This is a genomic window from Micromonospora sp. URMC 105, from assembly GCF_051386295.1.
Taxonomy (GTDB): domain Bacteria; phylum Actinomycetota; class Actinomycetes; order Mycobacteriales; family Micromonosporaceae; genus Micromonospora.
Window position 1 is genome coordinate 1 of sequence record NZ_JBPQTL010000101.1, and the last position, 21,022, is coordinate 21,022.

19 protein-coding genes are annotated in these 21,022 nt (G+C 74.2%); 15 read left to right on the top strand and 4 right to left on the bottom strand.

What is annotated here, in order from left to right:
- Positions 1–370 precede the first annotated feature (370 nt).
- Complete coding sequence (locus ACSNN7_RS24370) at positions 371–1,696, top strand: MATE family efflux transporter (RefSeq protein WP_436683263.1); 1,326 nt, start codon at positions 371–373, stop codon at positions 1,694–1,696.
- Positions 1,697–1,727: 31 nt separating this feature from the next.
- Here ACSNN7_RS24370 and ACSNN7_RS24375 read toward each other — a convergent pair whose 3' ends face one another.
- Complete coding sequence (locus tag ACSNN7_RS24375) at positions 1,728–2,024, bottom strand: hypothetical protein (protein WP_436683264.1); 297 nt, start codon at positions 2,022–2,024, stop codon at positions 1,728–1,730.
- An 89-nt stretch (positions 2,025–2,113) separates the two neighbouring features.
- On the opposite strand from ACSNN7_RS24375, the gene truB reads away from it, so the two are divergent.
- The 7 genes from truB to ACSNN7_RS24410 all read left to right on the top strand — a co-directional run bounded on the left by truB (position 2,114) and on the right by ACSNN7_RS24410 (position 10,073).
- Positions 2,114–2,998, top strand: a complete 885-nt coding sequence (gene truB / locus ACSNN7_RS24380; RefSeq protein WP_436683265.1) for a tRNA pseudouridine(55) synthase TruB — start codon at positions 2,114–2,116, stop codon at positions 2,996–2,998.
- Positions 2,999–3,063: 65 nt separating this feature from the next.
- The gene (locus tag ACSNN7_RS24385; RefSeq protein WP_436683266.1) at positions 3,064–3,993 is read left to right on the top strand and encodes a bifunctional riboflavin kinase/FAD synthetase; all 930 of its coding nucleotides are present in this window, start codon (positions 3,064–3,066) and stop codon (positions 3,991–3,993) included.
- Positions 3,994–4,187: 194 nt separating this feature from the next.
- Positions 4,188–4,457, top strand: coding sequence for a 30S ribosomal protein S15 (gene rpsO, locus ACSNN7_RS24390; protein ID WP_334450655.1), 270 nt, complete (start codon positions 4,188–4,190; stop codon positions 4,455–4,457).
- A 242-nt stretch (positions 4,458–4,699) separates the two neighbouring features.
- Positions 4,700–7,093, top strand: coding sequence for a polyribonucleotide nucleotidyltransferase (locus ACSNN7_RS24395; RefSeq protein ID WP_436683267.1), 2,394 nt, complete (start codon positions 4,700–4,702; stop codon positions 7,091–7,093).
- Between the two features lie 96 nt (positions 7,094–7,189).
- A complete protein-coding gene (locus ACSNN7_RS24400; protein ID WP_436683268.1) occupies positions 7,190–8,557 on the top strand; it encodes a M16 family metallopeptidase in 1,368 nt (455 codons plus the stop codon).
- Between the two features lie 207 nt (positions 8,558–8,764).
- Entirely contained in the window at positions 8,765–9,538 is a 774-nt protein-coding gene (gene dapB / locus ACSNN7_RS24405; RefSeq protein ID WP_436683269.1) for a 4-hydroxy-tetrahydrodipicolinate reductase, read from the top strand.
- Between the two features lie 64 nt (positions 9,539–9,602).
- Entirely contained in the window at positions 9,603–10,073 is a 471-nt protein-coding gene (locus ACSNN7_RS24410; RefSeq protein WP_436683270.1) for a GNAT family N-acetyltransferase, read from the top strand.
- A gap of 21 nt (positions 10,074–10,094) precedes the next feature.
- Here ACSNN7_RS24410 and ACSNN7_RS24415 read toward each other — a convergent pair whose 3' ends face one another.
- Positions 10,095–11,075, bottom strand: a complete 981-nt coding sequence (locus ACSNN7_RS24415) for a sigma-70 family RNA polymerase sigma factor (protein WP_436683278.1) — start codon at positions 11,073–11,075, stop codon at positions 10,095–10,097.
- Between the two features lie 172 nt (positions 11,076–11,247).
- Positions 11,248–11,829, bottom strand: coding sequence for an N-acetyltransferase family protein (locus ACSNN7_RS24420; protein WP_436683271.1), 582 nt, complete (start codon positions 11,827–11,829; stop codon positions 11,248–11,250).
- A gap of 35 nt (positions 11,830–11,864) precedes the next feature.
- Here ACSNN7_RS24420 and ACSNN7_RS24425 point away from each other — a divergent pair, with 35 nt between their 5' ends.
- A complete protein-coding gene (locus ACSNN7_RS24425; RefSeq protein ID WP_436683279.1) occupies positions 11,865–13,175 on the top strand; it encodes a glycosyltransferase 87 family protein in 1,311 nt (436 codons plus the stop codon).
- On the opposite strand, the gene ACSNN7_RS24430 is transcribed toward ACSNN7_RS24425, so the two are convergent.
- Entirely contained in the window at positions 13,074–13,625 is a 552-nt protein-coding gene (locus ACSNN7_RS24430; protein ID WP_436683272.1) for an N-acetyltransferase family protein, read from the bottom strand. The genes ACSNN7_RS24425 and ACSNN7_RS24430 overlap by 102 nt on opposite strands.
- A gap of 78 nt (positions 13,626–13,703) precedes the next feature.
- Here ACSNN7_RS24430 and ACSNN7_RS24435 point away from each other — a divergent pair, with 78 nt between their 5' ends.
- The 6 genes from ACSNN7_RS24435 (at position 13,704) to ACSNN7_RS24460 (ending at position 20,978) form a co-directional block, all read left to right on the top strand.
- Positions 13,704–14,933 carry a winged helix-turn-helix domain-containing protein gene (locus tag ACSNN7_RS24435; RefSeq protein ID WP_436683273.1) on the top strand — a complete coding sequence of 410 codons (1,230 nt, stop codon included), beginning with the start codon at positions 13,704–13,706 and terminating at the stop codon, positions 14,931–14,933.
- Positions 14,923–15,594, top strand: coding sequence for a DUF2752 domain-containing protein (locus ACSNN7_RS24440; RefSeq protein WP_436683274.1), 672 nt, complete (start codon positions 14,923–14,925; stop codon positions 15,592–15,594). The genes ACSNN7_RS24435 and ACSNN7_RS24440 overlap by 11 nt, the downstream gene beginning before the upstream one ends.
- Positions 15,595–15,760: 166 nt before the next feature.
- On the top strand, positions 15,761–16,498 hold the full coding sequence (gene thyX, locus ACSNN7_RS24445; RefSeq protein WP_334451237.1) for an FAD-dependent thymidylate synthase: 738 nt from the start codon (positions 15,761–15,763) through the stop codon (positions 16,496–16,498).
- 53 nt (positions 16,499–16,551) lie between these two features.
- Positions 16,552–17,478 carry a 4-hydroxy-tetrahydrodipicolinate synthase gene (dapA, locus tag ACSNN7_RS24450; RefSeq protein WP_436683275.1) on the top strand — a complete coding sequence of 309 codons (927 nt, stop codon included), beginning with the start codon at positions 16,552–16,554 and terminating at the stop codon, positions 17,476–17,478.
- A gap of 52 nt (positions 17,479–17,530) precedes the next feature.
- Positions 17,531–19,219, top strand: coding sequence for a ribonuclease J (locus tag ACSNN7_RS24455; protein ID WP_436683276.1), 1,689 nt, complete (start codon positions 17,531–17,533; stop codon positions 19,217–19,219).
- A 187-nt stretch (positions 19,220–19,406) separates the two neighbouring features.
- Positions 19,407–20,978 carry a S1 family peptidase gene (locus tag ACSNN7_RS24460; RefSeq protein ID WP_436683277.1) on the top strand — a complete coding sequence of 524 codons (1,572 nt, stop codon included), beginning with the start codon at positions 19,407–19,409 and terminating at the stop codon, positions 20,976–20,978.
- The last annotated feature ends 44 nt before the right edge of the window (positions 20,979–21,022 follow it).

The following is a 21,022-nucleotide window of genomic DNA, read 5'->3' on the forward strand; positions in this document are numbered from 1 at the left end:
CCGGTCCCGCCCGGGCCGGTCCCGCCCGGCCGGTCCCGCCCGGCCGGTCCCGCCCGGCCGGTCTCGCCCCGGGCGCTGCGCGTCCCGCTCCTGCCCCGCCCTCGACACCGGTTTGCGGCGTGTCGGGGCATCCCCGCTCCAGGACACCCCGACACGCCGCAAATGGGGGCGGCACCCGACATCGGGGGCGGCGCCGGAAGTGAGGCGGCAGCCGCGCGTGCGGGGAGCGCCTCCACGCGCGGCACCCGTCCGCCGCGCCCTGCTCCGCCGGGCGTGCGGCGCTGGCAGGTCCCGCCGACCCGGCGGCCGTCTCGGGTAAGCAGTCAGAGGTATTGCGATCCTTACGGCAGGCGTGCCAGGATCGGCGGCGATGAGCCAGTCGACCGTCACCACCACCGCCCTCGCGCCGGCCCGCAGGATCGCCGCCCTGGCCCTGCCCGCGCTGGTGGTGCTCGCCGCCGAACCGCTCTACGTGCTGGTCGACACGGCCGTGGTCGGACACCTCGGCCGGGTGCCGCTCGCCGCGCTGGCCGTCGGTGGCACCGTGATGACCCTCACCGCCTGGCTGGGCACCGTGCTCGCGTACGGGATCACCGGGCGGGCGGCCCGGCGCTTCGGCTCCGGCGACCGGGCGGCGGCGGTGGCCGAGGGCGTGCAGGCCTCCTGGCTCGCACTCGCGGCGGGCGTGCTCGTCGCGCTCGCCATGCAGGTCGGCGGCGGGGCGTTGGCGCGTACCCTCGCCGGGGGTGGGGGCGACGTGGCCGGCGCGGCCGCGCAGTGGCTGCGGATCGCGGCCCTCGGCGCGCCCGGGCTGCTCCTCGCCGCCGTCGGCAACGGCTGGCTGCGCGGCATCCAGGACACCCGCCGGCCGCTGGTCTTCGTGCTCGCGCCCAACCTGCTCTCCGCGCTGCTCTGCCCGCTGCTGGTCTATCCCGCCGGGCTCGGACTGGCCGGTTCGGCGGTCGCCAACGCCATCGCCCAGACCGTCTCCGGCGCGCTCTTCGCCGCGGCGCTGGTCCGCGAGCGGATCTCCCTGCGGCCCCGGCCCCGGCTCATCCGGCAGCAGCTGGTGCTCAGCCGCGACCTGCTGGTCCGGGGTGTGGCGTTCCAGGCCAGCTTCCTCTCCGCCACCGCGGTCGCCGCGCGCTTCGGCGCCGCCGCCGTGGGCGCCCACCAGATCGCCCTGCAGCTGTGGTTCTTCACCGCGCTGGTGCTCGACGCCCTCGCCATCGCCGCCCAGGCGCTCATCGGCGCCGCGCTCGGCGCCGGCGACGCCGCCGGAGCCCGGGCCCTGGCCCGCCGGTTCGCCCTGCTCGGCGGGGTCTGCGGCGTCGGCTTCGCGGTGCTGATCGCCGCCGGTGCCGGCGTCGTGCCGTCCTGGTTCAGCTCCGACCCGCAGGTACGCGAGCAGGCCATGCTGGCCTGGCCCTGGTTCGTGGCGATGCAGCCGCTGGCCGGGGTGGTCTTCGCCCTCGACGGTGTGCTGATCGGCGCCGGGGACGTGCGCTACCTGCGCAACCTCACCATCGTCGCGGCGCTCGGCGGCTTCCTGCCGGCGATCTGGCTGGCCCACGGGCTCGACCTGGGGCTCGGCGGGATCTGGGCCGGACTGACGCTGTTCATCGTGATCCGGCTGGTCGCGCTGCTGCTGCGGCTGCGCTCGGGCGGGTGGGCGGTGGTCGGCGCGGTCCGCTGATCCGAGGACCGGCGGCGCGGACGAGGTCGGCTCAGAGGGTGCCCTCGCGCATCCTGCCGAGCAGGTAGGCCGCGCCCGCGACGAGCACCGTGGCGGCGGCCGCGACGAAGACGAACGACACGACCGCCGAGAGCACCGGGTGCCGCTCGCTGAACCGGGCGTGCGCCCGCCACCGCCACATCGCGCGCCGCAGCTCGCGCAGCACCGGCGTGCGGTCGGCCAGCTCGGAGAGCAGCCGGCTCGGGGTGCGGCGGGGCGGCTCGGGGTTGCGCATCCACTCCGGCAGGTCGACCCGGGCGCGGTGCTCGTGGGAGGGCGGGTTGCTCATCGGGGCTCCGGGGACGGTGGTGGGGACGCGAGGGGCATTGTGCCGTGCGGTGACGGGGCCGGCGACCCCGTCTGGCAGGCTTGGCGGTCGTGAGCGGTGACGGTCTGATCGTGGTGGACAAGCCGGGCGGCATGACGTCGCACGACGTGGTGGCGCGCATCCGGCGGCTGGCGAGGACCCGGCGGGTGGGGCACGGCGGCACCCTGGACCCGATGGCCACCGGCGTGCTGGTGATCGGGGTGGGCCGGGCGACCCGGCTGCTCACGTACGTCATCGGTGCGGGCAAGAGCTACACCGCCACGGTCCGGCTGGGGCAGGCCACCGTCACCGACGACGCCGAGGGCGACGTGATCACCACCACTCCCGCCGGTCTGCTGACCGACGACGCGGTCCGGACCGCGTTCGCGGCGCTGGCCGGCGAGGTCGACCAGGTCCCGAGCGCGGTGAGCGCCATCAAGATCAACGGGCAGCGGGCGTACAAGCGGGTGCGCGAGGGGGAGAGCGTCGAGCTGCCCGCCCGGCGGGTCACCATCTCCCGCCTGGACGTGCTCGCGGTACGCCGGGACACCCCCGACGTTCTGGACGTGGACATCGACGTGACCTGCTCGTCCGGGACGTACATCCGGGCCATCGCCCGGGACGCGGGCCTGGCGCTCGGGGTGGGCGGGCACCTGACCGCGCTGCGGCGCACCGCGGTCGGCGGGTTCGACCTCGCCGAGGCCGCCACCCTCGATGAGCTGGAGCAGCGCGCGCCCGAGGTGGTCAACCTGCCGCTCGACGCGGCCGCCGACCGGTTCTTCCCGCGCCGGGAGGCCGGCCCGGACGAGGCGAAGGTGCTCTCCCACGGCGGGCCGCTCGACCCGGCCGGCATCGCCGGGCCGTACGCGGTCTTCGGTCCCGACGGCGGGCTGATCGCTATCGTCAGCGAGCGGGACGGCCGGGCCCGCGCGGAGATCGTGCTCGCGCCGGCCTGACGGCGGTGGCGGGTACGGCCGGCACGGGTACCCGGCGAGGCCGGGGAAAGCAGGGAAGGAGCGGCATGCAGCGGTGGCGGGGGTACGACGCGGCGCCTGGTGGCTGGGGGCGTTCGGTCGTCACCATCGGCGTCTTCGACGGCGTGCACAAGGGGCACCAGGCGACCATCGGGCACGCCGTGGCCCGGGCCCGGGAGCTGGGCGTACGGTCCGTGGTGGTCACCTTCGACCCGCACCCGGCGGAGGTGGTGCGCCCCGGCTCGCACCCGGCGGTGCTCACCGAGCCGGCCCGCAAGGCGGAGCTGATCGAGGCCCTCGGCGTCGACGTGCTCTGCGTGGTGCCGTTCACCCCGGAGTTCTCCCGGCTGCCCGCCGAGGCGTTCGTGCACGACATCCTGGTCGAGCACCTGCACGCCGCGCTGGTCGTGGTGGGGGGCAACTTCCGGTTCGGGCACCGGGCCGCCGGCGACGTGGCGCTGCTGGAACGGCTCGGCCGCACCTTCGGCTTCGGGGTGGAGGGCGCGCCGCTGGTGGCCGAGGCCGGCACGGTCTTCTCCTCGACGTACATCCGCTCCTGCGTCGACGCCGGCGACGTGGCCGCGGCGGCTGTCGCGCTCGGCCGCCCGCACCGAGTGGAGGGGGTGGTGGTCCGCGGCGACCAGCGCGGGCGTGAGCTGGGTTACCCCACCGCCAACCTGCTCTGCCACCGGCACGCGGCGATCCCCGCCGACGGGGTGTATGCCGCCCGGCTGGTGCGCCGGGGGCACCCCGAGCCCCTGGCCGCGGCGGTGTCGATCGGCACCAACCCGACCTTCTCCGGCCGGGAGCGGCGGGTGGAGGCGTACGCGCTGGACTTCTCCGGCGACCTGTACGGCGAGCGGCTGGCCCTGGACTTCGTCGCGCACCTGCGCGAGCAGCGCCGGTACGACGCGATCGAGCCCCTGGTGGCGCAGATCGCCGAGGACGTCGAGCGGACCCGCCGAGCGCTCGGCTGAGCGCGCCGGCCGCCGCGTCCCCGGCCCTTCGCCGGGCGGTACCGGGGTGAACTGGTAGTCTGGCGGAGACGTCGGCTGACCGACGTGGGGCCTCGCGTGCCTGCACGACGCCGCGGGTGCGAGGTACCGGTCCGTTCCGGTCTTCTGACCGGTCCGACGGACACCAGTGACCAACCCATCGAAACAGGGAGAACATGGCGCTCGACCAGGATGCCAAGGCCAAGATCCGCGCGGAGTACGCGACCGCCGAGGGCGACACCGGTTCGCCGGAGGTGCAGGTCGCGGTCCTCACCAAGCGGATCGCGGAGCTCACCGAGCACCTGAAGGTGCACAAGCACGACCACCACAGCCGCCGTGGGCTGCTGCTGCTGGTCGGCCGTCGCCGCCGGCTGCTCAACTACGTCCAGAAGAAGGACATCAACCGCTACCGGTCGCTCATCGAGCGGCTCGGCCTGCGCCGATGACGTGACGGGGGAGTGGCCTGCGGCCGCTCCCCCGTTCTGGTACCACGGAACGACAGCTCTGGTACCACAGAAGAACAGGGCCGCTCGACCACCCGAGAGGGAGCCGGTCAGCGTACCGGTCTCCGGTAGTGGCCTCCGGGCACGCCGGCATCACGCCGGCCACCCGGGCGCTTCGATCGAAGACCGGCCGTCTGAGCAGCTCCCGTGTCGTGGGCCCCCGACGCGAAGGAGCACGACAGCACATGACCGAGACCAACCTCGGCACCGAATCCCGCACCGCCGTGATCGACAACGGGTCCTTCGGCACCCGTGAGATCACCTTCTCCACCGGCCGGCTGGCCCGTCAGGCCGCCGGCTCAGTCGTCGCCCAGCTGGGCGAGACCGTGGTCCTCTCCGCCACCACCGCCGGCAAGCAGCCGAAGGAGCAGTTCGACTTCTTCCCGCTGACCGTCGACGTCGAGGAGCGGATGTACGCCGCGGGCCGGATCCCCGGCTCGTTCTTCCGCCGTGAGGGCCGCCCCAGCGAGGACGCCATCCTCACCTGCCGGCTGATCGACCGGCCGCTGCGCCCGTCGTTCGTCAAGGGCCTGCGCAACGAGGTCCAGGTCGTCGAGACCATCCTCGCGCTCGACCCGCAGCACCCGTACGACGTCGTGGCCATCAACGCCGCCTCGATGTCGACCAAGCTCTCCGGCCTGCCGTTCTCCGGCCCGATCGGGGCGACCCGGATGGCGCACGTTGACGGCCAGTGGATCGCCTTCCCGACCATCGAGGAGCTGGCCCGGGCCACCTTCGACATGGTGGTGGCCGGTCGCGCCCTGGCCGACGGCGACGTCGCGATCATGATGGTCGAGGCGGAGGCCACCGAGCACACCGTGGCGCTGGTCGCTGGCGGTGCCCCGGCCCCGACCGAGGAGGTCGTGGCCAGCGGCCTGGAGGCCGCCAAGCCGGCCATCCGCGAGCTGTGCCGGGCGCAGAGCGAGCTGGCCGACGTGGCCGCCAAGCCGGTCGCCGAGTTCCCGGTCTTCCTGGACTACCAGGACGACGTGTACGGCGCGGTGGCCGAGCTGGCCCGCACCGACGTGGCCGAGGCGCTCACCATCGCCGGCAAGGCCGACCGCGAGGAGGCCCTGGACCGGGTCAAGGCCCGGGTCGCCGAGGAGCTCGGCGGTCGCTTCGAGGGCCGCGAGAAGGAGCTCAGCGCCGCCTTCCGGTCGCTGACCAAGTCCGAGGTCCGCAACCGGGTGCTGCGCGAGCAGGTCCGCATCGACGGCCGCGGCCCGCGCGACATCCGCCCGCTGACCGCCGAGGTCGGCGTGCTGCCCCGGGTGCACGGCTCGGCGCTGTTCGAGCGGGGCGAGACCCAGATCCTGGGCGTCACCACGCTGAACATGCTGCGCATGGAGCAGTCGCTGGACACCCTCTCCCCGGAGAAGTCCAAGCGCTACATGCACAACTACAACTTCCCGCCGTACTCGACCGGTGAGACCGGCCGGGTCGGTTCGCCGAAGCGGCGCGAGATCGGCCACGGCGCCCTCGCCGAGCGGGCGCTGATCCCGGTGCTGCCGGCGCGCGAGGAGTTCCCGTACGCCATCCGGCAGGTCTCCGAGGCGCTCGGCTCCAACGGCTCCACCTCGATGGGTTCGGTCTGCGCCTCGACGCTGGGCCTGCTCAGCGCCGGTGTGCCGCTGAAGGCGCCGGTCGCCGGCATCGCCATGGGCCTCATCTCCGACGAGGTCGACGGCAAGACCCAGTACGTGACGCTGACCGACATCCTCGGTGCCGAGGACGCGTTCGGTGACATGGACTTCAAGGTCGCCGGCACCCGGGACTTCGTCACTGCGCTGCAGCTCGACACCAAGCTCGACGGCATCCCGTCGGACGTGCTGGCCGCCGCGCTCCAGCAGGCGCACGAGGCCCGGCAGACCATCCTCGACGTGATGCAGGCGGCGATCGAGGCTCCGGCCGAGATGTCCGACTACGCGCCGCGGGTCACCACGGTCAAGATCCCGGTCGACAAGATCGGCATGGTGATCGGCCCGAAGGGCCAGACCATCAACGCGATCCAGGACGAGACCGGCGCCGAGATCTCCATCGAGGACGACGGCACGATCTACGTCGGCGCGACCAACGGCCCGTCGGCCCAGGCCGCGGTGGACCGGATCAACGGGATCGCCAACCCGACGCTGCCGAAGCAGGGCGAGCGGTTCCTCGGCACGGTGGTCAAGACCGCCGCGTTCGGCGCGTTCATCTCGCTGCTGCCGGGCCGCGACGGCCTGCTGCACATCTCCAAGGTGGGCGACGGCAAGCGGGTCGAGCGGGTCGAGGACTTCCTCAACGTCGGCGACAAGGTCGAGGTGGAGATCGCGGACATCGACGCCCGCGGCAAGATCTACCTGGACAAGGTCCGCCCGGAGGGCGCCGAGGCGCCGGCCGCCGGCGAGACCGAGGCCGCCGGTGGCGAGCGCCCGGCCGGTCGCGGCGGTGACCGCGGCGGCGACCGGGGCCCGCGTGACCGTGGCGACCGGGGCGGCGACCGGGGCGGCCGTGCCCCGGAGCGCGGTGACCGGCCCCAGGGCAACGGCGAGGGTGGCGAGGGCGGCGAGCGTCCGCGCCGCCGGACCCGGCACAGCTGACCCACCGCACCACCGCACCACCCACCCCTCGTCAACTGAAAGCAGGTTTCCGTGAGTCGGGCCCAGCGGCTGTCTTCTTCTGCGGGTCGACGGGGGGTGGGGCCGTCCGGCGCCGTCCGGCACGCCACCGGGACGCAACCCGGTCGCGCCGGGTCGGGCCGCGCGGTCACCCGCACGCTGAGTGACGACCCGCTGGGCGGCACGGTACGCCGTACCGTGCTGCCCAGCGGGTTGCGCGTGCTCACCGAGGCGATCCCGGCGATGCGCAGCGTCTCGTTCGGCATCTGGGTGGCGGTCGGCTCCCGGGACGAGACCGGCCCGCAGGCCGGGGCCGCGCACTTCCTGGAGCACCTGCTCTTCAAGGGCACCCACAAGCGCAGCGCGCTGGAGATCTCCTCGGGCATCGAGGCGGTGGGCGGCGAGACCAACGCCTTCACCACCAAGGAATACACCTGCTACTACGCCCGGGTGCTCGACGAGGACCTGCCGCTGGCGATCGACGTCATGTGCGACCTGGTCGCCGACTCGCTGCTCGAGGCGGCCGACGTGGAGACCGAGCGCGGCGTCATCCTCGAAGAGATCGCCATGCACGACGACGAGCCCGGCGACGAGGTGCACGACCTCTTCGCCCGCGCCGTCTACGGCGACCACCCCCTGGGCCGGCTGATCTCCGGCACCGAGGAGACGGTCACCCCGATGACCCGGCGCCAGATCCAGAGCTTCTACCGGCGCCGCTACACCGCACCGCAGATCGTCATCGCCGCCGCCGGCAACCTCGACCACGCCGCCGTGGTCAAGCTGGTCCGCCAGGCGCTGCGCGGCACCCCGCTGGACACCGACCCGGCCGCGCCGGCGCCGCACCGGTCGGCCACCCCGGCGGTACGCACCAGACCGGCCACCACGCTGATCGAGCCGAAGGAATCCGAGCAGGCGCACGTCATCCTGGGCTGCCCCGGGATCGACCGCACCGACGAGCGGCGCTTCGCCCTCGGCGTGCTCAACAACGTCCTCGGCGGCGGCATGTCCAGCCGGCTGTTCCAGGAGATCCGCGAGCAGCGGGGCCTGGCCTACTCGGTCTACTCGTACGCCAGCCAGTACGCCGACAGCGGCATCTTCGCCGTCTACGCCGGTTGCGCCCCGGGCAAGGTGGACGAGGTGCTGGAGCTGACCCGTACCGAGCTGGCCCGGGTGGCCGCCGAGGGGATCACCGAGGCCGAGCTGGCGCGCGGCAAGGGGATGAGCAAGGGTTCGTTCGTGCTGGGCCTGGAGGACACCGGCTCGCGGATGAGCCGGCTGGCCAAGGGGGAGCTGCTCTACGGCGACCTGATGCCGGTGGACGAGCTGCTCACCCGGGTCGACGCGGTCACCCTGACGGACGTGAACACGCTCGCCGCCGAGCTGCTGAGCCGACCGATGTCCCTCGCGGTGGTCGGCCCGTTCGGCGAGCACGACTTCTCCGCCTGACCACCTGACCCGCCCGGACCGGATCCGGCCGCCGGCCGCGCTCCGGCCCCGCCCCGTCCCGCCTCCCGCCCCGCTTTGCGGCGTGTCGGGGCGTCCGCGGGGTCGGAAGGCCCGACATGCCGCAACCTGGGTGGATCACCGTCGTCCCCGTGGGACGTGGGTGGTCCCGGCGAGTGACCGCGTCCCGATTGGGATAGGTTGTGCCGCGTGACTGACGAGCAGGAGAAGGGCCTGGACGAGCCGATCCGGGTCGGCGTGCTGGGTGCCCGGGGCCGGATGGGTGTCGAGGTGTGCAAGGCCGTCGACGCGGCCTCCGACATGGACCTGGTGGCGATGATCGACCAGGGTGACTGGCTGTTCAACGCCTCCGACGCCGGTGCCGAGGTGGTCGTCGACTTCACCACGCCGGACGTCGTCATGGACAACCTGCACTGGTGCATCGACCAGGGCATCAGCGCGGTCGTCGGCACCACCGGCTTCACCGAGCAGCGCATCGAGCGGGTGCGCGGCTGGCTGGAGCGCAAGCCCGGCGTCGGCGTGGTGATCGCCCCGAACTTCGGCATCGGCGCGGTGCTGATGATGCAGTTCGCCGCGCGGGCCGCCCGGCACTTCGAGTCCGTCGAGATCATCGAGCAGCACCACCCGCGCAAGCTCGACGCCCCCAGCGGCACCGCCACCCACACCGCCCGCCGGATCGCCCAGGCGCGCGCCGACGCCGGCCTCGGCCCCGCGCCGGACGCCACCTCCGACGAGGTGCCGGGCGCCCGCGGCGCCGACATCGACGGGGTACGCGTGCACGCCGTGCGCGCCACCGGGCTGGTCGCCCACCAGGAGGTGCTCTTCGGCACCACCGGCGAGACGCTGACCATCCGGCACGACTCGTACGACCGGGCCTCGTTCATGCCGGGCGTGCTGCTGGCCGTCCGCGCGGTGCGTACCCGCCCGGGCCTGACCATCGGCCTGGACTCGCTGCTCGACTGAGCACCCACCGGCGGGCGGGGAAACCGTTCGTCACCCCGGCGGGCCCGGACCTAGGCTCACCGTCATGATCGATTCTGGGCTGCGCGACCGGGCCGGCCGTCACGTCACCCTGCGGCCCGTCGACGACGACAACTGGCGGGCCGTCGCCGACGTGGCGCCCCGCGACGACCAGCGGACCTGGGTGGCCGCCCTGGCGGCCCGCTACCTGCTGCTGACCATGCGCTCCGACGTGTGGACCTCGCTGGCCGTGTACGCCGACGAGACGGTGGTCGGGCACGTCATGTGGGGGGTGGACGACGACGGTTCCCGCTGGATCGGGGGCATGGTGATCGCCGCCGACGAGCAGGACCGGGGCGTGGGGCGGGCCACCGTCCGCACGCTGGCCGACTGGCTCGCCGCGCAGGACGGCGGCAGCGTGGTCCGCCTGTCGTACCACCCGGACAACACCGCCGCCGCCCGCCTCTACACCTCCCTCGGCTTCACCCCCACCGGTGCGCACGAGGACGAAGAGGTGGTCGTGGAACTCGCCGGCTGACCGGCCGGCGGCGGCACCCGGTCAGGGCAGCCGGTCGGGCAGGCCGAAGAGCGGGAAGAGCCGTGGCTGCAGGAAGTGGGTGAGCCGGGTGATCCGGCCGCCGGAGGCCGCCACCAGCTGGATCGAGAAGGCGCGGTGACCGCCGGCCGGGTCGGGCCGGAACTGCGCCAGCGCTGCAGCACCGTTGGCGGTCACCGGCAGCAGCCGTGAGCCCCGGCAACCGGCGCCCGGCCCGACCAGCCAGCGGCCGATGTCGGCCGCCCCGCGCAGCCACAGCCGATACGGCGGCATGCTGTGCACCGCATCCGCGCGCAGCAGCGCCACCAGCGCGTCGACGTCGTACCGCTCGAAGACCTGGACGTAGCGGTCGAGCAGCGCCCGGTGTTCCTCATCCAGTGCCGGGGCCGGCGGGGCCGCCTCGCGGGCGGCCATCGTGGCCCGAGCCCGCTGCAACGCGCTCGTCACCGCGGCGACGCTGGTGTCGAGCAGTTCCGCGACCTCACCGGCCCGCCAGCGCAGCACGTCCCGCAGGATCAGCACCGCGCGCTGGCGCGGCGGCAGGTGCTGCAACGCGGCGACGAAGGCCAGCCGCACCGACTCGCGGGTGACCGCCAGCTCGGCCGGGTCGGCCGGCAGCACGCGCGCGTCCGGTGCCGGCTCCAGCCACTCCCGGCCCGAGCCGGGCGCGCCGAGCGACGCCGCCACCGGCGCGGACGGCTCGCCGAGGTCCGTCGGCAGGGCCCGCCGGCCCTGGCCGCGCAGCAGGTCCAGGCAGACGTTGGTGGCGATCCGGTAGAGCCAGGTACGCAGGCTGGACCGCCCGTCGAAGCGGTGCAGACCGCGCCAGGCCCGCAGCATCGTCTCCTGCACGGCGTCCTCGGCGTCGAAGATCGAGCCGAGCATCCGGTAGGCGTAGCCGGTCAGCTCGACGCGGAACCCCTCCAGCATCGCCGGATCGGCGTCGGCCCGGCGGTCGCCACGACCGGCGCGGTCCTGCCGCACGTCCGCCGGGTGCCCGGCGGCCGGCGGAGGGGTCGGGGCCGCGTCGGGTCCCGCAGGCGCAGCGGTCATGCGGTCACCGTAGGCGACGCCTCCGACACCGCCGGCCCGGCGCGCGGCGGCCCCGGTCAGTCGGTGGCGACGCACCGCCCGGGGCGGCGCGCGGCGGCGCCGGTCAGTCGGTGGCGACCGGCTCGACCGGGACCGCGACGTGCAGGCGGAGCTGGGGAACCAGCATGTCGTCGACGTCCAACGCCCGCGCCGCGCCGTCCGGCTCCCACCCGGTCGAGGTGAGGAACTTCCGGGTCGCCTCGTCGCCCTCGAACGCCCAGGCCACCGCCCGGTCGAAGCCGTCGGTGCGCCACTGGTCCACGGTGGCCGCGAGCAGCCGGCTGCCGTGCCCGCGCCGGCCCCAGCGCGGCTCCACCAGCAGGTCGGTCACCGCCGCCACGCCGTCGGCCAGCGCCTCGGCCGGCTCACCGGGGGCGAGCGCCTCGGCGTCCGCCGGACCGGAGGCGGCGAACCCCACCAGATAGGATTGCTCGGCCTGTTCGACGGCGACCAGCACGCGGTGCGCGCCGGAGGGCGGCTCCTGCACCGCCGCGCTCCACCGCCGGGCGAGCCACGCCTCGTCCAGGTTGTCGAGCACGTGCCGGGGCAGGATCCGGCGATACGCGACCCGCCAGGTCGCGAGCTGGATGCGTGCGATCTCGCCGGCGTCCTCGGGACGCGCCGGGCGGACGTACCCCATGGCCATGGGACGGAAGCCTACGCAGGGCGGGAGTGACGATGGTGGCGCAGGGTGCCAGGCGGACGACCGCGCAGGTCGTCGGGGTGGTCGCGCTCGCCGTCGCGGTGACGGCCTTCCTCTCCGTGGCGGCCGTGCGGCACGGCTTCTTCGACCTGAAGGTCTACTACGGCGCGCTGACCTTCTGGGTCCACGACCACGGCGAGATCTACGACTACCTCAAGCCCGGCACCCAGTACGGCTTCACCTACCCGCCGTTCGCCGCGCTGGTCATGCTGCCGATGGCGTACCTGCCCTGGTGGGCGGCGATCACCGTGAGCGTGGCCGCCAGCGTGGCGGTCAGCGCGGTGCTGATCTGGTGGCTGCTCGACCCGGTCGCCCGCCGCGCCGGCTGGACCCGCTGGTTCGCCCTGGCCGTGGCGCTCTGCCTCGCCGCCGCGTTCGAGCCGATGCGCGAGACGATCAACTTCGGCCAGGTCAACATGCTGCTGCTGTTCCTGGTCGCGCTGGACCTGCTCCGGTTGCTGCCGCGGGGCAGCCGCTGGGCCGGCGTGGGCATCGGCCTGGCCACTGCGATCAAGCTGACCCCGGGCGTCTTCATCCTCTACCTGCTGGTCACCCGGCGCTGGCGGGCCGCCATCACCTCGATGGCCGCCGCGGCGGGCGTGACGCTGCTGGCCGCCGCGCTCTTCCCGGACGCCTCCCGCGAGTTCTGGACCACCTCGTTGTGGAACACCGGCCGGGTCGGTGAGCTGGCGTTCGTCTCCAACCAGTCGCTGCGCGGCGTGGTGGCCCGGCTGGACCCGCAGCACCCGAGCACCGTGGCCTGGCTGCTGCTGGTCCTGGCCACCCTGGCGGTGTGGGCGTGGCGCTCCCGGGCGGCGGTGGCCGCCGGTGACGAGGCGACCGGGCTGGCGCTCACCGGCGCGTTGATGTGCCTGGTCAGCCCCGTGACCTGGGTGCACCACCTGGTCTGGCTGATTCCCGCGCTGATCCTGCTGGTCGACAACGCGGTGGCCGCGCCCGCCGCCGGGACCCGGCGGCGTGCTCTGGCGGCCTTCGCGGTGGTCGCGTACGGGCTGCTGATCAGCCGGATCGTCTGGGCCTGGGAGAAGGACTTCACCGGGGTCGACGGCTTCCTGGGCAGCAACACCTACGTCTGGATCAGCCTGGCGCTGCTGGTGCTGCTGCCGATCCGACGCTGGGCGGTACCGGCCGCCGCCGGTCCGGCCGGGCGCCCGGATCCGGGCGGGTCAGCCGTCGAGCCGGCCGGCGTAGCGCAGCTCGTCGAGCCGGACCGGGGGACGCCCGCCGGCGAGCGGCACCGGGTAGGTGGACCGCTCGCCGTCGGCTGACAGCCCGGCCCGCTCGTAGAACCGGCGGGCCCGGACGTTCTCCGCCAGCACCCAGAGCCGGTAGTCCCGCCAGCCCCGGGCCGCCAGGCCGGCGCGCGCCGCGGCCAGCAGCGCCGAGGCGGTGCCGTCGCCCCAGTGCGCCGGCTCCACGTACGTCGCCAGCACCTCGCCGTACGCCGGGTCCAGGTCGTCCCGGTCCTGGTTGTTGCGGTACGGGCCGAACGTGGTGAACCCCGCCGGCACCCCGTCGACCTCGGCGAGCAGCGTGGTGAACGGGTGCTCCGGGTCGGCGGTGCCGAGGTCCCGGCGCCGCTGCGCCCAGGCCACCGGGTTGAGCCGGCGCAGCACCTCGTCGGGCATGATCCCGGCGTAGCCGGCCTGCCAGCCGTGGATGTGCACCCGGGCGATCGCCTCGGCGTCCTCGGGCTCTTCGCGGCGGATGGTCAGCATGTGTCCGTTCTATGCCTCGCCGGGCGTGCGGTCCAGCGTCCGCTCCGGCGTCGTACCGCTGGATTAGGGTGCCCGACGATGACCGCACCGGAATCACTCTCCCTCGCCCAGGCCCGGCGGGTGGCGCTCGCCGCCCAGGGCTTCGCCGACCCGGCGCCCACCGGCGTGCCCACCCGGCGGCACCTGCGCCGCGTGCTGGACCGGGTCGGGTTGATCCAGATGGACTCGGTCAACGTGCTGCAACGGGCGCACTACCTGCCGCTCTACAGCCGGCTCGGGCCCTACCCGACGACCCTGCTCGACACCGCCGCCTACCGCCGCCCCCGGGAGCTCTTCGAGTACTGGGGCCACGAGGCGTCGCTGGTGCCGGTGGGGCTGCACGCGGCGCTGCGCTGGCGGATGGCCAAGGCCCACTCCGACGCCTGGGGCGGCATGCGGCGCATCGCGCAGGAGCAGCCCGAGTTGGTCGCCTGGGTACGCGACGAGGTGGCCGCCCGCGGGCCGCTGACCGCCGCCGAGATCGAGCACGACGCGCCCCGGGAGACCGGCAACTGGGGCTGGAACTGGTCGGCGGTGAAGCGCGCGCTGGAGTTCCTCTTCTGGGCCGGGGAGGTGGCCGCCGCCGACCGGACGACCTCCTTCGCCCGCCGCTACGACCTGCCCGAGCGGGTGCTGCCGGCGGCGGCCCTGGCCGCGCCCACCCCCACCGACGCCGAGGCGTACCGGACGCTGGTGTCGCTGGCCGCGCGGTCGCTCGGGGTGGCCGCCGAGCCGGAGCTGCGCGACTACTTCCGGCTCCCGCTGGCCGGCGCCCGGCAGGCGATCGCCGAGCTGGTCGAGGCCGGTGAGCTGCGGCCGGTGGCGGTGCAGGGCTGGCGGCAGCCGGCCTGGCTGCACGCCGGCGCCCGGCTGCCCCGGTGGGTGCGGGGCAACACGCTGGTGAGCCCCTTCGACCCGCTCGTCTGGGAGCGGGCCCGCACCGAGCGGCTCTTCGACTTCAGCTACCGCATCGAGATCTACGTGCCGGCGCCGCAGCGGGTGTACGGCTACTACGTGCTGCCGTTCCTGCAGGGCGAGCGGTTCACCGCGCGGGTCGACCTCAAGGCCGACCGCCGGGCGGGCGTGCTGCTGGTGCCGGCCGCCTGGCGGGAGCCGGGCGCCGACCCGGGGGAGACCGCCGTCGCGCTCGCCGCGGAGCTGCACCGGCTGGCCGGCTGGCTCGGCCTGGACGCGGTGGCCCCGCCGGTCGCCGGGGATCTCGCCGACCCGCTGGCCGCCGCGTTGAAGGGCGTCGCCGGTGTACCGTGAGCGCGTGACGAGCGTTGACGGGTCGACGAGTCAGCCGGGTCAGCAGGTGACGGACACCGGCACCGCGCCGGCCACGCCGCCCGGTGCCGCAGCCACGTCGCCCGATGCCGTGGCGATGCCGCCCGGCGCGGCGACCGCCCCGCACGGCGAGGGCGCCTGGACGCCCGACGCCGCGTCCGCGGCCTGGCCGCCGGGTGCATACCAGCAGGTCGAGCCGGACCGGCTCACCCGGTTCGTGCTCCGGGTGCACGCGCGTTCCCCCCGCTGGGCGGCGCCGCTGGCCGCGCTCGGCTGCGTCGGCATCGGGGTGGCGTACGCGCTGGTCAGCGACCCCACCCGCAGCGACCCGGACGCCGCCCCGAGCTGCCTGCTCAAGCTGACCACCGGGCTGGACTGCCCGGGTTGCGGCGGCACCCGCGCCCTCTGGTACGTGCTGCACGCCGACCTGCCCGCCGCTGCCCGGCACCACTTCCTCTTCGTCTTCGCGCTGCCCTTCCTGGCGTACCTCTTCGTGGCCTGGGCCGGGAAGCAGGCGTTCGGCTGGCGACTGCCGGAGCTGCGGATCAGCTCACCGGTGATCGCCGGGTTCCTCGCCCTCTGGCTGGCCTTCTCGGTGGCGAGAAACCTCCCCTGGGCCCCGTTCACCGCGCTCTACGTCTGACCCCGCCCGGCGCTCGCCGCGACGGTCCGGCTGCGAGATCTTGGACACGTGCCGTTCACCCGGAACGGAAACTGTCCAAGATTTGCAGCTCACGGCCGGTCTGCCGGCCGGGAGGTCAACTTTTGCGCACCGGTGCCGGGCCACTACAGTCCCAGGAATGCCGGAGATGGTGCAGCCCCAGGTCAAGCTGATCGCATGGACCCAGTTCCAGGCCCCTGACGACGTGCCGTGGTCGACCGACGCCGACGGCGGTCAGGCGCTGGCGGAGTTCGCCGGCCGGGCCTGCTACCAGAGCTGGAAGAAGCCGAACCCGGCGACGGCCACCAACGCCGGCTACCTGGCGCACATCCTCGAGGTGGGCCACCTGAGCGTGCTGGAGCACGGCTCGGTGAGCTTCTACTTCACCGGCGTCTCCCGCTCGCTGACCCACGAGCTGATCCGGCACCGGCACTTTTCGTACTCGCAGCTCTCCCAGCGTTACGTCCCGGAGCGGGACGCGGCCATGGTCGAGCCCGCGGTGATCGCCGACGACCCGGAGCTGCACAAGAAGTTCGTCGAGGCGGCCGAGGCCAGTGTCCGGGCGTACACCGAGCTGCTGGAGGGGCTGGAGCAGCGCTTCTCCGACGAGCCCAACCCGACGCTGCGGCGCAAGCAGGCCCGGCAGGCGGCCCGCGCGGTGCTGCCCAACGCCACCGAGACCCGGATCGTGGTGACCGGCAACTACCGGGCCTGGCGGCACTTCATCGCCATGCGGGCCACCGAGCACGCCGACGTGGAGATCCGCGAGCTGGCGGTGGAGTGCCTGCGCCAGCTCCAGCGGGTGGCCCCGAACGTCTTCGCCGACTTCGTCATCTCCGCCCTGCCCGACGGCACCGAGGTGGCGACCAGCCCGCACGGCGAGTGAGTCCTGAGCCCTTCCCCACCGGCCCTCCGGTGGTCGTCCGCTAGGTTGTGAACATGACGCACGACCACCCTGCCGCCCCCGCCCGGGGCGCATCGCGCCCGTTCGGGCGACTGCTCACGGCCATGGTGACCCCGTTCACCGCTGACGGTTCCCTCGACGTGGACGGCGCCGTACGGCTCGCCGCCCACCTGGTCGACGAGCAGGGCAACGACGCGCTGGTGCTCAACGGCACCACGGGTGAGTCGCCGACCACCACCGACGCGGAGAAGGAGACCCTGATCCGCGCGGTCGCCGAGGCCGTCGGCGACCGGGCCCGGATCGTCGCCGGGGTGGGCACCAACGACACCCGGCACACCATCGAGCTGGCCGCGTCCGCCGAGAAGGCCGGCGCGCACGGCCTGCTGGTGGTCACCCCGTACTACAACAAGCCGCCGCAGAGCGGGCTGCTGCGCCACTTCACCGCGGTCGCCGACGCCACCGGGCTGCCGATCATGCTCTACGACATCCCGCACCGGGCGGGGGTGGCCATCGCCACCGACACGCTGGTGCGCCTCGCCGAGCACGGCCGGATCGTCGCGGTCAAGGACGCCAAGGGCGACCTGACCGCCACCAGCTGGGTGCTCAGCCGCAGCGACCTGGCCTTCTACAGCGGCGAGGACGCGCTCACCCTGCCGACGCTGGCCGTCGGCGGGGTCGGCCTGGTGGGCACGTCGACGCACCTCATCGGCGCGCAGGCCAAGCAGCTGATCGAGGCGTACGACGCGGGGGACCACGCGACCGCGCTGGCCCTGCACCGGCGGCTGCTGCCGCTGTTCACCGGGATCTTCCGTACCCAGGGCGTGATCCTGGTGAAGGCGGGCCTGGCGGCCCAGGGTCTGCCGGCCGGCCCGGTGCGGCCGCCGCTGGTGGACGCCACCACCGACGAACTCGCCCAGCTGCGCGCCGACTGCGCGGCGGCGGGCCTGGAACTGCCCGAATGATCGAACGACACGACGGACGCCGAGTGACGGCGTCGCAGATTGAGGTGGACGCGTGACCGAGGCGCACATCGAGGGTGAGCTGCCCCCGCCGCTGCCGGAGGGCGGCCTGCGGATCATCCCGCTCGGCGGGCTCGGCGCCATCGGTCGGAACATGACCGTCTTCGAGTACGACGGCAAGCTGCTGATCGTCGACTGCGGGGTGCTCTTCCCCGACGTCGAGCAGCCGGGCGTGGACCTGATCCTGCCGGACTTCGGCCCGATCCTGGACCGGCTCGACGACGTCCAGGCGATCGTGCTCACGCACGGTCACGAGGACCACATCGGCGCGGTGCCGTACCTGCTCGCCCACAAGCCGGACATCCCGCTGGTCGGCTCCCAGTTCACCCTGGCACTGGTCGAGGCGAAGCTGGCCGAGCGGCGGATCCAGCCGTACACGCTGACCGTGCGGGAGGGCGGCCGGGAGCGGCTGGGCCCGTTCGAGTGCGAGTTCTTCGCGGTCAACCACTCGATCCCCGACGCGCTCGCGGTGGCCATCCGCACCCCGGCCGGGCTGGTGCTGCACACCGGCGACTTCAAGATGGACCAGGTTCCGCTGGACGGCCGGATCACCGACCTGGCCGGTTTCGCCCGGCTCGGCGCCGAGGGCGTGGACCTGCTGCTGTCGGACTCCACCAACGCGGAGATCCCCGGCTTCGTGACCCCGGAGCGCGAGATCGGGCCGGTGCTCGACTCGACCTTCGCCAAGGCCAGGGGACGGATCATCGTCGCCTCGTTCGCCTCGCACGTGCACCGGGTGCAGCAGGTCTTCGACTCCGCCGCCGAGCACGGCCGCAAGGTGGCGCTGATCGGCCGGTCGATGGTCCGCAACATGGGCATCGCCCGGGACCTGGGCCTGCTCAACATCCCGGCCGGCCTGGTCGTCGGGATCGAGGAGGCCACCACGCTGCCGCCCGAGCAGATCGTGCTGATGTCCACCGGTTCGCAGGGCGAGCCGATGAGCGCGCTGGGCCGGATGGCCAGCGGCGACCACCGGCACATCACCATCGCCCCCGGCGACACCGTGGTGCTGGCCAGCTCGCTGGTGCCGGGCAACGAGACCTCCGTCTACCGGGTGATCAACCGGCTGGCCCGGGCCGGCGCCGTGGTCGTGCACAAGGACGTCGCCAAGGTGCACGTCTCCGGTCACGCCCCCGCCGGTGAGCTGCTCTACCTGCTCAACGTGGTGCGGCCCAGCAACCTGATGCCGGTGCACGGCGAGTGGCGGCACCTGCGGGCGCACGCGCGCCTCGGCGTCGAGTCCGGCGTCGCCCCCGACCGGGTGGTGCTCTGCGAGGACGGCGACGTGGTCGACCTGGTCGAGGGGCGCGCCAGCCTGGTCGGGCACGTGAAGAGCCGCTACGTCTACGTCGACGGCCTCGCCGTCGGTGACGTCAGCGAGTCGCTGCTCACCGAGCGGCGGATCCTCGGCGACGGCGGCTTCATCGCCACCACCGTGGTGGTGGACTCGGTCACCGGCAAGGTGGTCGGCGGCCCCACCCTCTCGGCGAAGGGCTTCTCCGAGGACCCGGAGGCGTTCAACCCGGTGGTTCCGCTGGTCACCGAGGCGCTCAACCGGGCCGCCGCGGACGGCATCACCGACCCGCACCAGCTCCAGCAGATCGTCCGGCGCACCGTCGGGCGCTGGGTCAACGACAAGTACCGGCGCCGCCCGATGATCGTTCCGACGGTCGTCGAGGTCTGACCCACCGGCTCCGCACGCCGGTCCACCGTCCGCGGTGGACCGGCGTCGTCGTGTCCGGGTACGCCCCGGCGAGTGATCGCCCGGACACGCTGCGCTGAAAGGTCCGGTTCCGGGTCAACCGATCGGCCGTCGTCTCCGTACTCCGTTCCGGCAGGCGTACCCCGCGCCGGCCGGGAGGAGCATGCGGATGGACCGCAGACGGATGACAGCCATCGGCGTCGTGGTGGCGGCGGCGGGATTGACAGCGGCGGTGACCCTGCCGTCGTTCGCCGGTGAGAACACGGCACCGCGAGCCGGTGGACCGGCCGGTGCGAAGGCCACCGGCGGGGTGGCCCCCGAGGTGCTGGACGCGATGAGCCGCGACCTGTCGCTCAGCCGGGAGCAGGCGGTACGGCGGTTGGCGGCCGAGCGGCGCGCCACCGGCACCGTCGGCCGGCTGCGCACCGAGCTCGGTGCGGCGTACGGCGGCAGCTGGCTCAGCGCCGACGGCGCCACGCTGACCGTGGCGGTCGCCGACCCGGGGCAGGCGGCCCGGGTCAGGGCCGCCGGTGCGGTGCCGAAGCAGGTCGACCGCGGTGTGCGGGAGCTGGACGCGGTCAAGGGCCGGCTCGACTCGGCCGGCGCCCGGGCGACCCCGGACATCGCCGGCTGGTACGTCGACGTCGCCACCAACTCGGTGGTGGTGCTCGCCAAGCCGGGCGCGGAGCAGGCCGCCCGCAGGTTCGCCGCGGCCACCGGGGCCCCGGCCGGTGCGGTGCGGGTGACCGCCTCCACCGAGTCGCCCCGGCCGCTGTTCGACGTGCGCGGCGGCGACGCCTTCTTCATCAACAACGCCGGCCGCTGCTCGGTCGGCTTCTCCGTGGTCGGCGGCTTCGTGACCGCCGGGCACTGCGGCCGGCCGGGGGACCGCACCACCGGGGTGAACCGGGTCGCCCAGGGCACCTTCGCCGCGTCCTCGTTCCCCGGCGACGACTGGGCGTTCGTCCAGGTCAACGACCAGTGGACGCCGCAGGGCGTGGTGAACGACTTCAACGGCGGCACGGTGGCGGTCAACGGCTCCACCGAGGCCCCGGTCGGCGCCTCGATCTGCCGCTCCGGCTCCACCACCGGGACCCGCTGCGGGGTGGTCCAGGCCAAGAACGCCACCGTCAACTACCCGGAGGGCACGGTCACCGGGCTGACCCGGACCAACGTCTGCGCCGAGCCCGGTGACTCCGGCGGGGCGTGGCTCTCCGGCGACCAGGCGCAGGGCGTCACCTCCGGCGGGTCGGGCGACTGCACCGCCGGCGGAATCACCTTCTTCCAGCCGGTCAACGAGATCCTCCAGCGCAACAACCTGACGCTGGTCACCGCGAACGGGCAGTCGGCCCCCGCCGAGCCGCCGGCCGGTGGCGACGCCACCGCACCGCCGGCCACCGCCGCCCCGACCGCCCCGCCGGCCGGTGACTCCTCGGTCTGCACCGGCGACGTCAGCCGCTCCGGCAGCATCGCCGCCGGCCGTTCCCAGGCGCAGCCCGACGGCCGCTGGTACGTCGCCGACGGCGGCGCGCAGAGCGCCTGCCTGGACGCCCCCGACGGCGCCCAGCTGGTGCTGGAACTCCAGCGCTGGACCGGCTCCGGCTTCCGGACGGTGGCCCGGGCCGGCACCGCCGACGGCATTGCCCGCCTCGACGCGGAGGGCCCCGCCGGCGCCTACCGCTACCGGGTCACCGCCCTGAGCGGCTCCGGGGAGTACACCCTGGCCTTCTCGGCGAGCTGAACGCCCTGCTCCGCTGACCGCGGAGCCCCCACCCCAGCGCGGGG

What these genes read in the sequence shown, in the direction of transcription:
- ACSNN7_RS24430 (WP_436683272.1), bottom strand. Translation starts at nt 13,625, where the DNA reads ATGCTGACCATCCGCCGCGAAGAGCCCGAGGACGCCGAGGCGATCGCC.
- ACSNN7_RS24375 (WP_436683264.1), bottom strand. Translation starts at nt 2,024, where the DNA reads ATGAGCAACCCGCCCTCCCACGAGCACCGCGCCCGGGTCGACCTGCCG.
- rpsO (WP_334450655.1), top strand. Translation starts at nt 4,188, where the DNA reads ATGGCGCTCGACCAGGATGCCAAGGCCAAGATCCGCGCGGAGTACGCG.
- ACSNN7_RS24385 (WP_436683266.1), top strand. Translation starts at nt 3,064, where the DNA reads ATGCAGCGGTGGCGGGGGTACGACGCGGCGCCTGGTGGCTGGGGGCGT.
- ACSNN7_RS24460 (WP_436683277.1), top strand. Translation starts at nt 19,407, where the DNA reads ATGGACCGCAGACGGATGACAGCCATCGGCGTCGTGGTGGCGGCGGCG.
- dapA (WP_436683275.1), top strand. Translation starts at nt 16,552, where the DNA reads ATGACGCACGACCACCCTGCCGCCCCCGCCCGGGGCGCATCGCGCCCG.
- ACSNN7_RS24395 (WP_436683267.1), top strand. Translation starts at nt 4,700, where the DNA reads ATGACCGAGACCAACCTCGGCACCGAATCCCGCACCGCCGTGATCGAC.
- ACSNN7_RS24420 (WP_436683271.1), bottom strand. Translation starts at nt 11,829, where the DNA reads ATGGCCATGGGGTACGTCCGCCCGGCGCGTCCCGAGGACGCCGGCGAG.
- ACSNN7_RS24370 (WP_436683263.1), top strand. Translation starts at nt 371, where the DNA reads ATGAGCCAGTCGACCGTCACCACCACCGCCCTCGCGCCGGCCCGCAGG.
- thyX (WP_334451237.1), top strand. Translation starts at nt 15,761, where the DNA reads ATGGTGCAGCCCCAGGTCAAGCTGATCGCATGGACCCAGTTCCAGGCC.
- ACSNN7_RS24435 (WP_436683273.1), top strand. Translation starts at nt 13,704, where the DNA reads ATGACCGCACCGGAATCACTCTCCCTCGCCCAGGCCCGGCGGGTGGCG.
- ACSNN7_RS24410 (WP_436683270.1), top strand. Translation starts at nt 9,603, where the DNA reads ATGATCGATTCTGGGCTGCGCGACCGGGCCGGCCGTCACGTCACCCTG.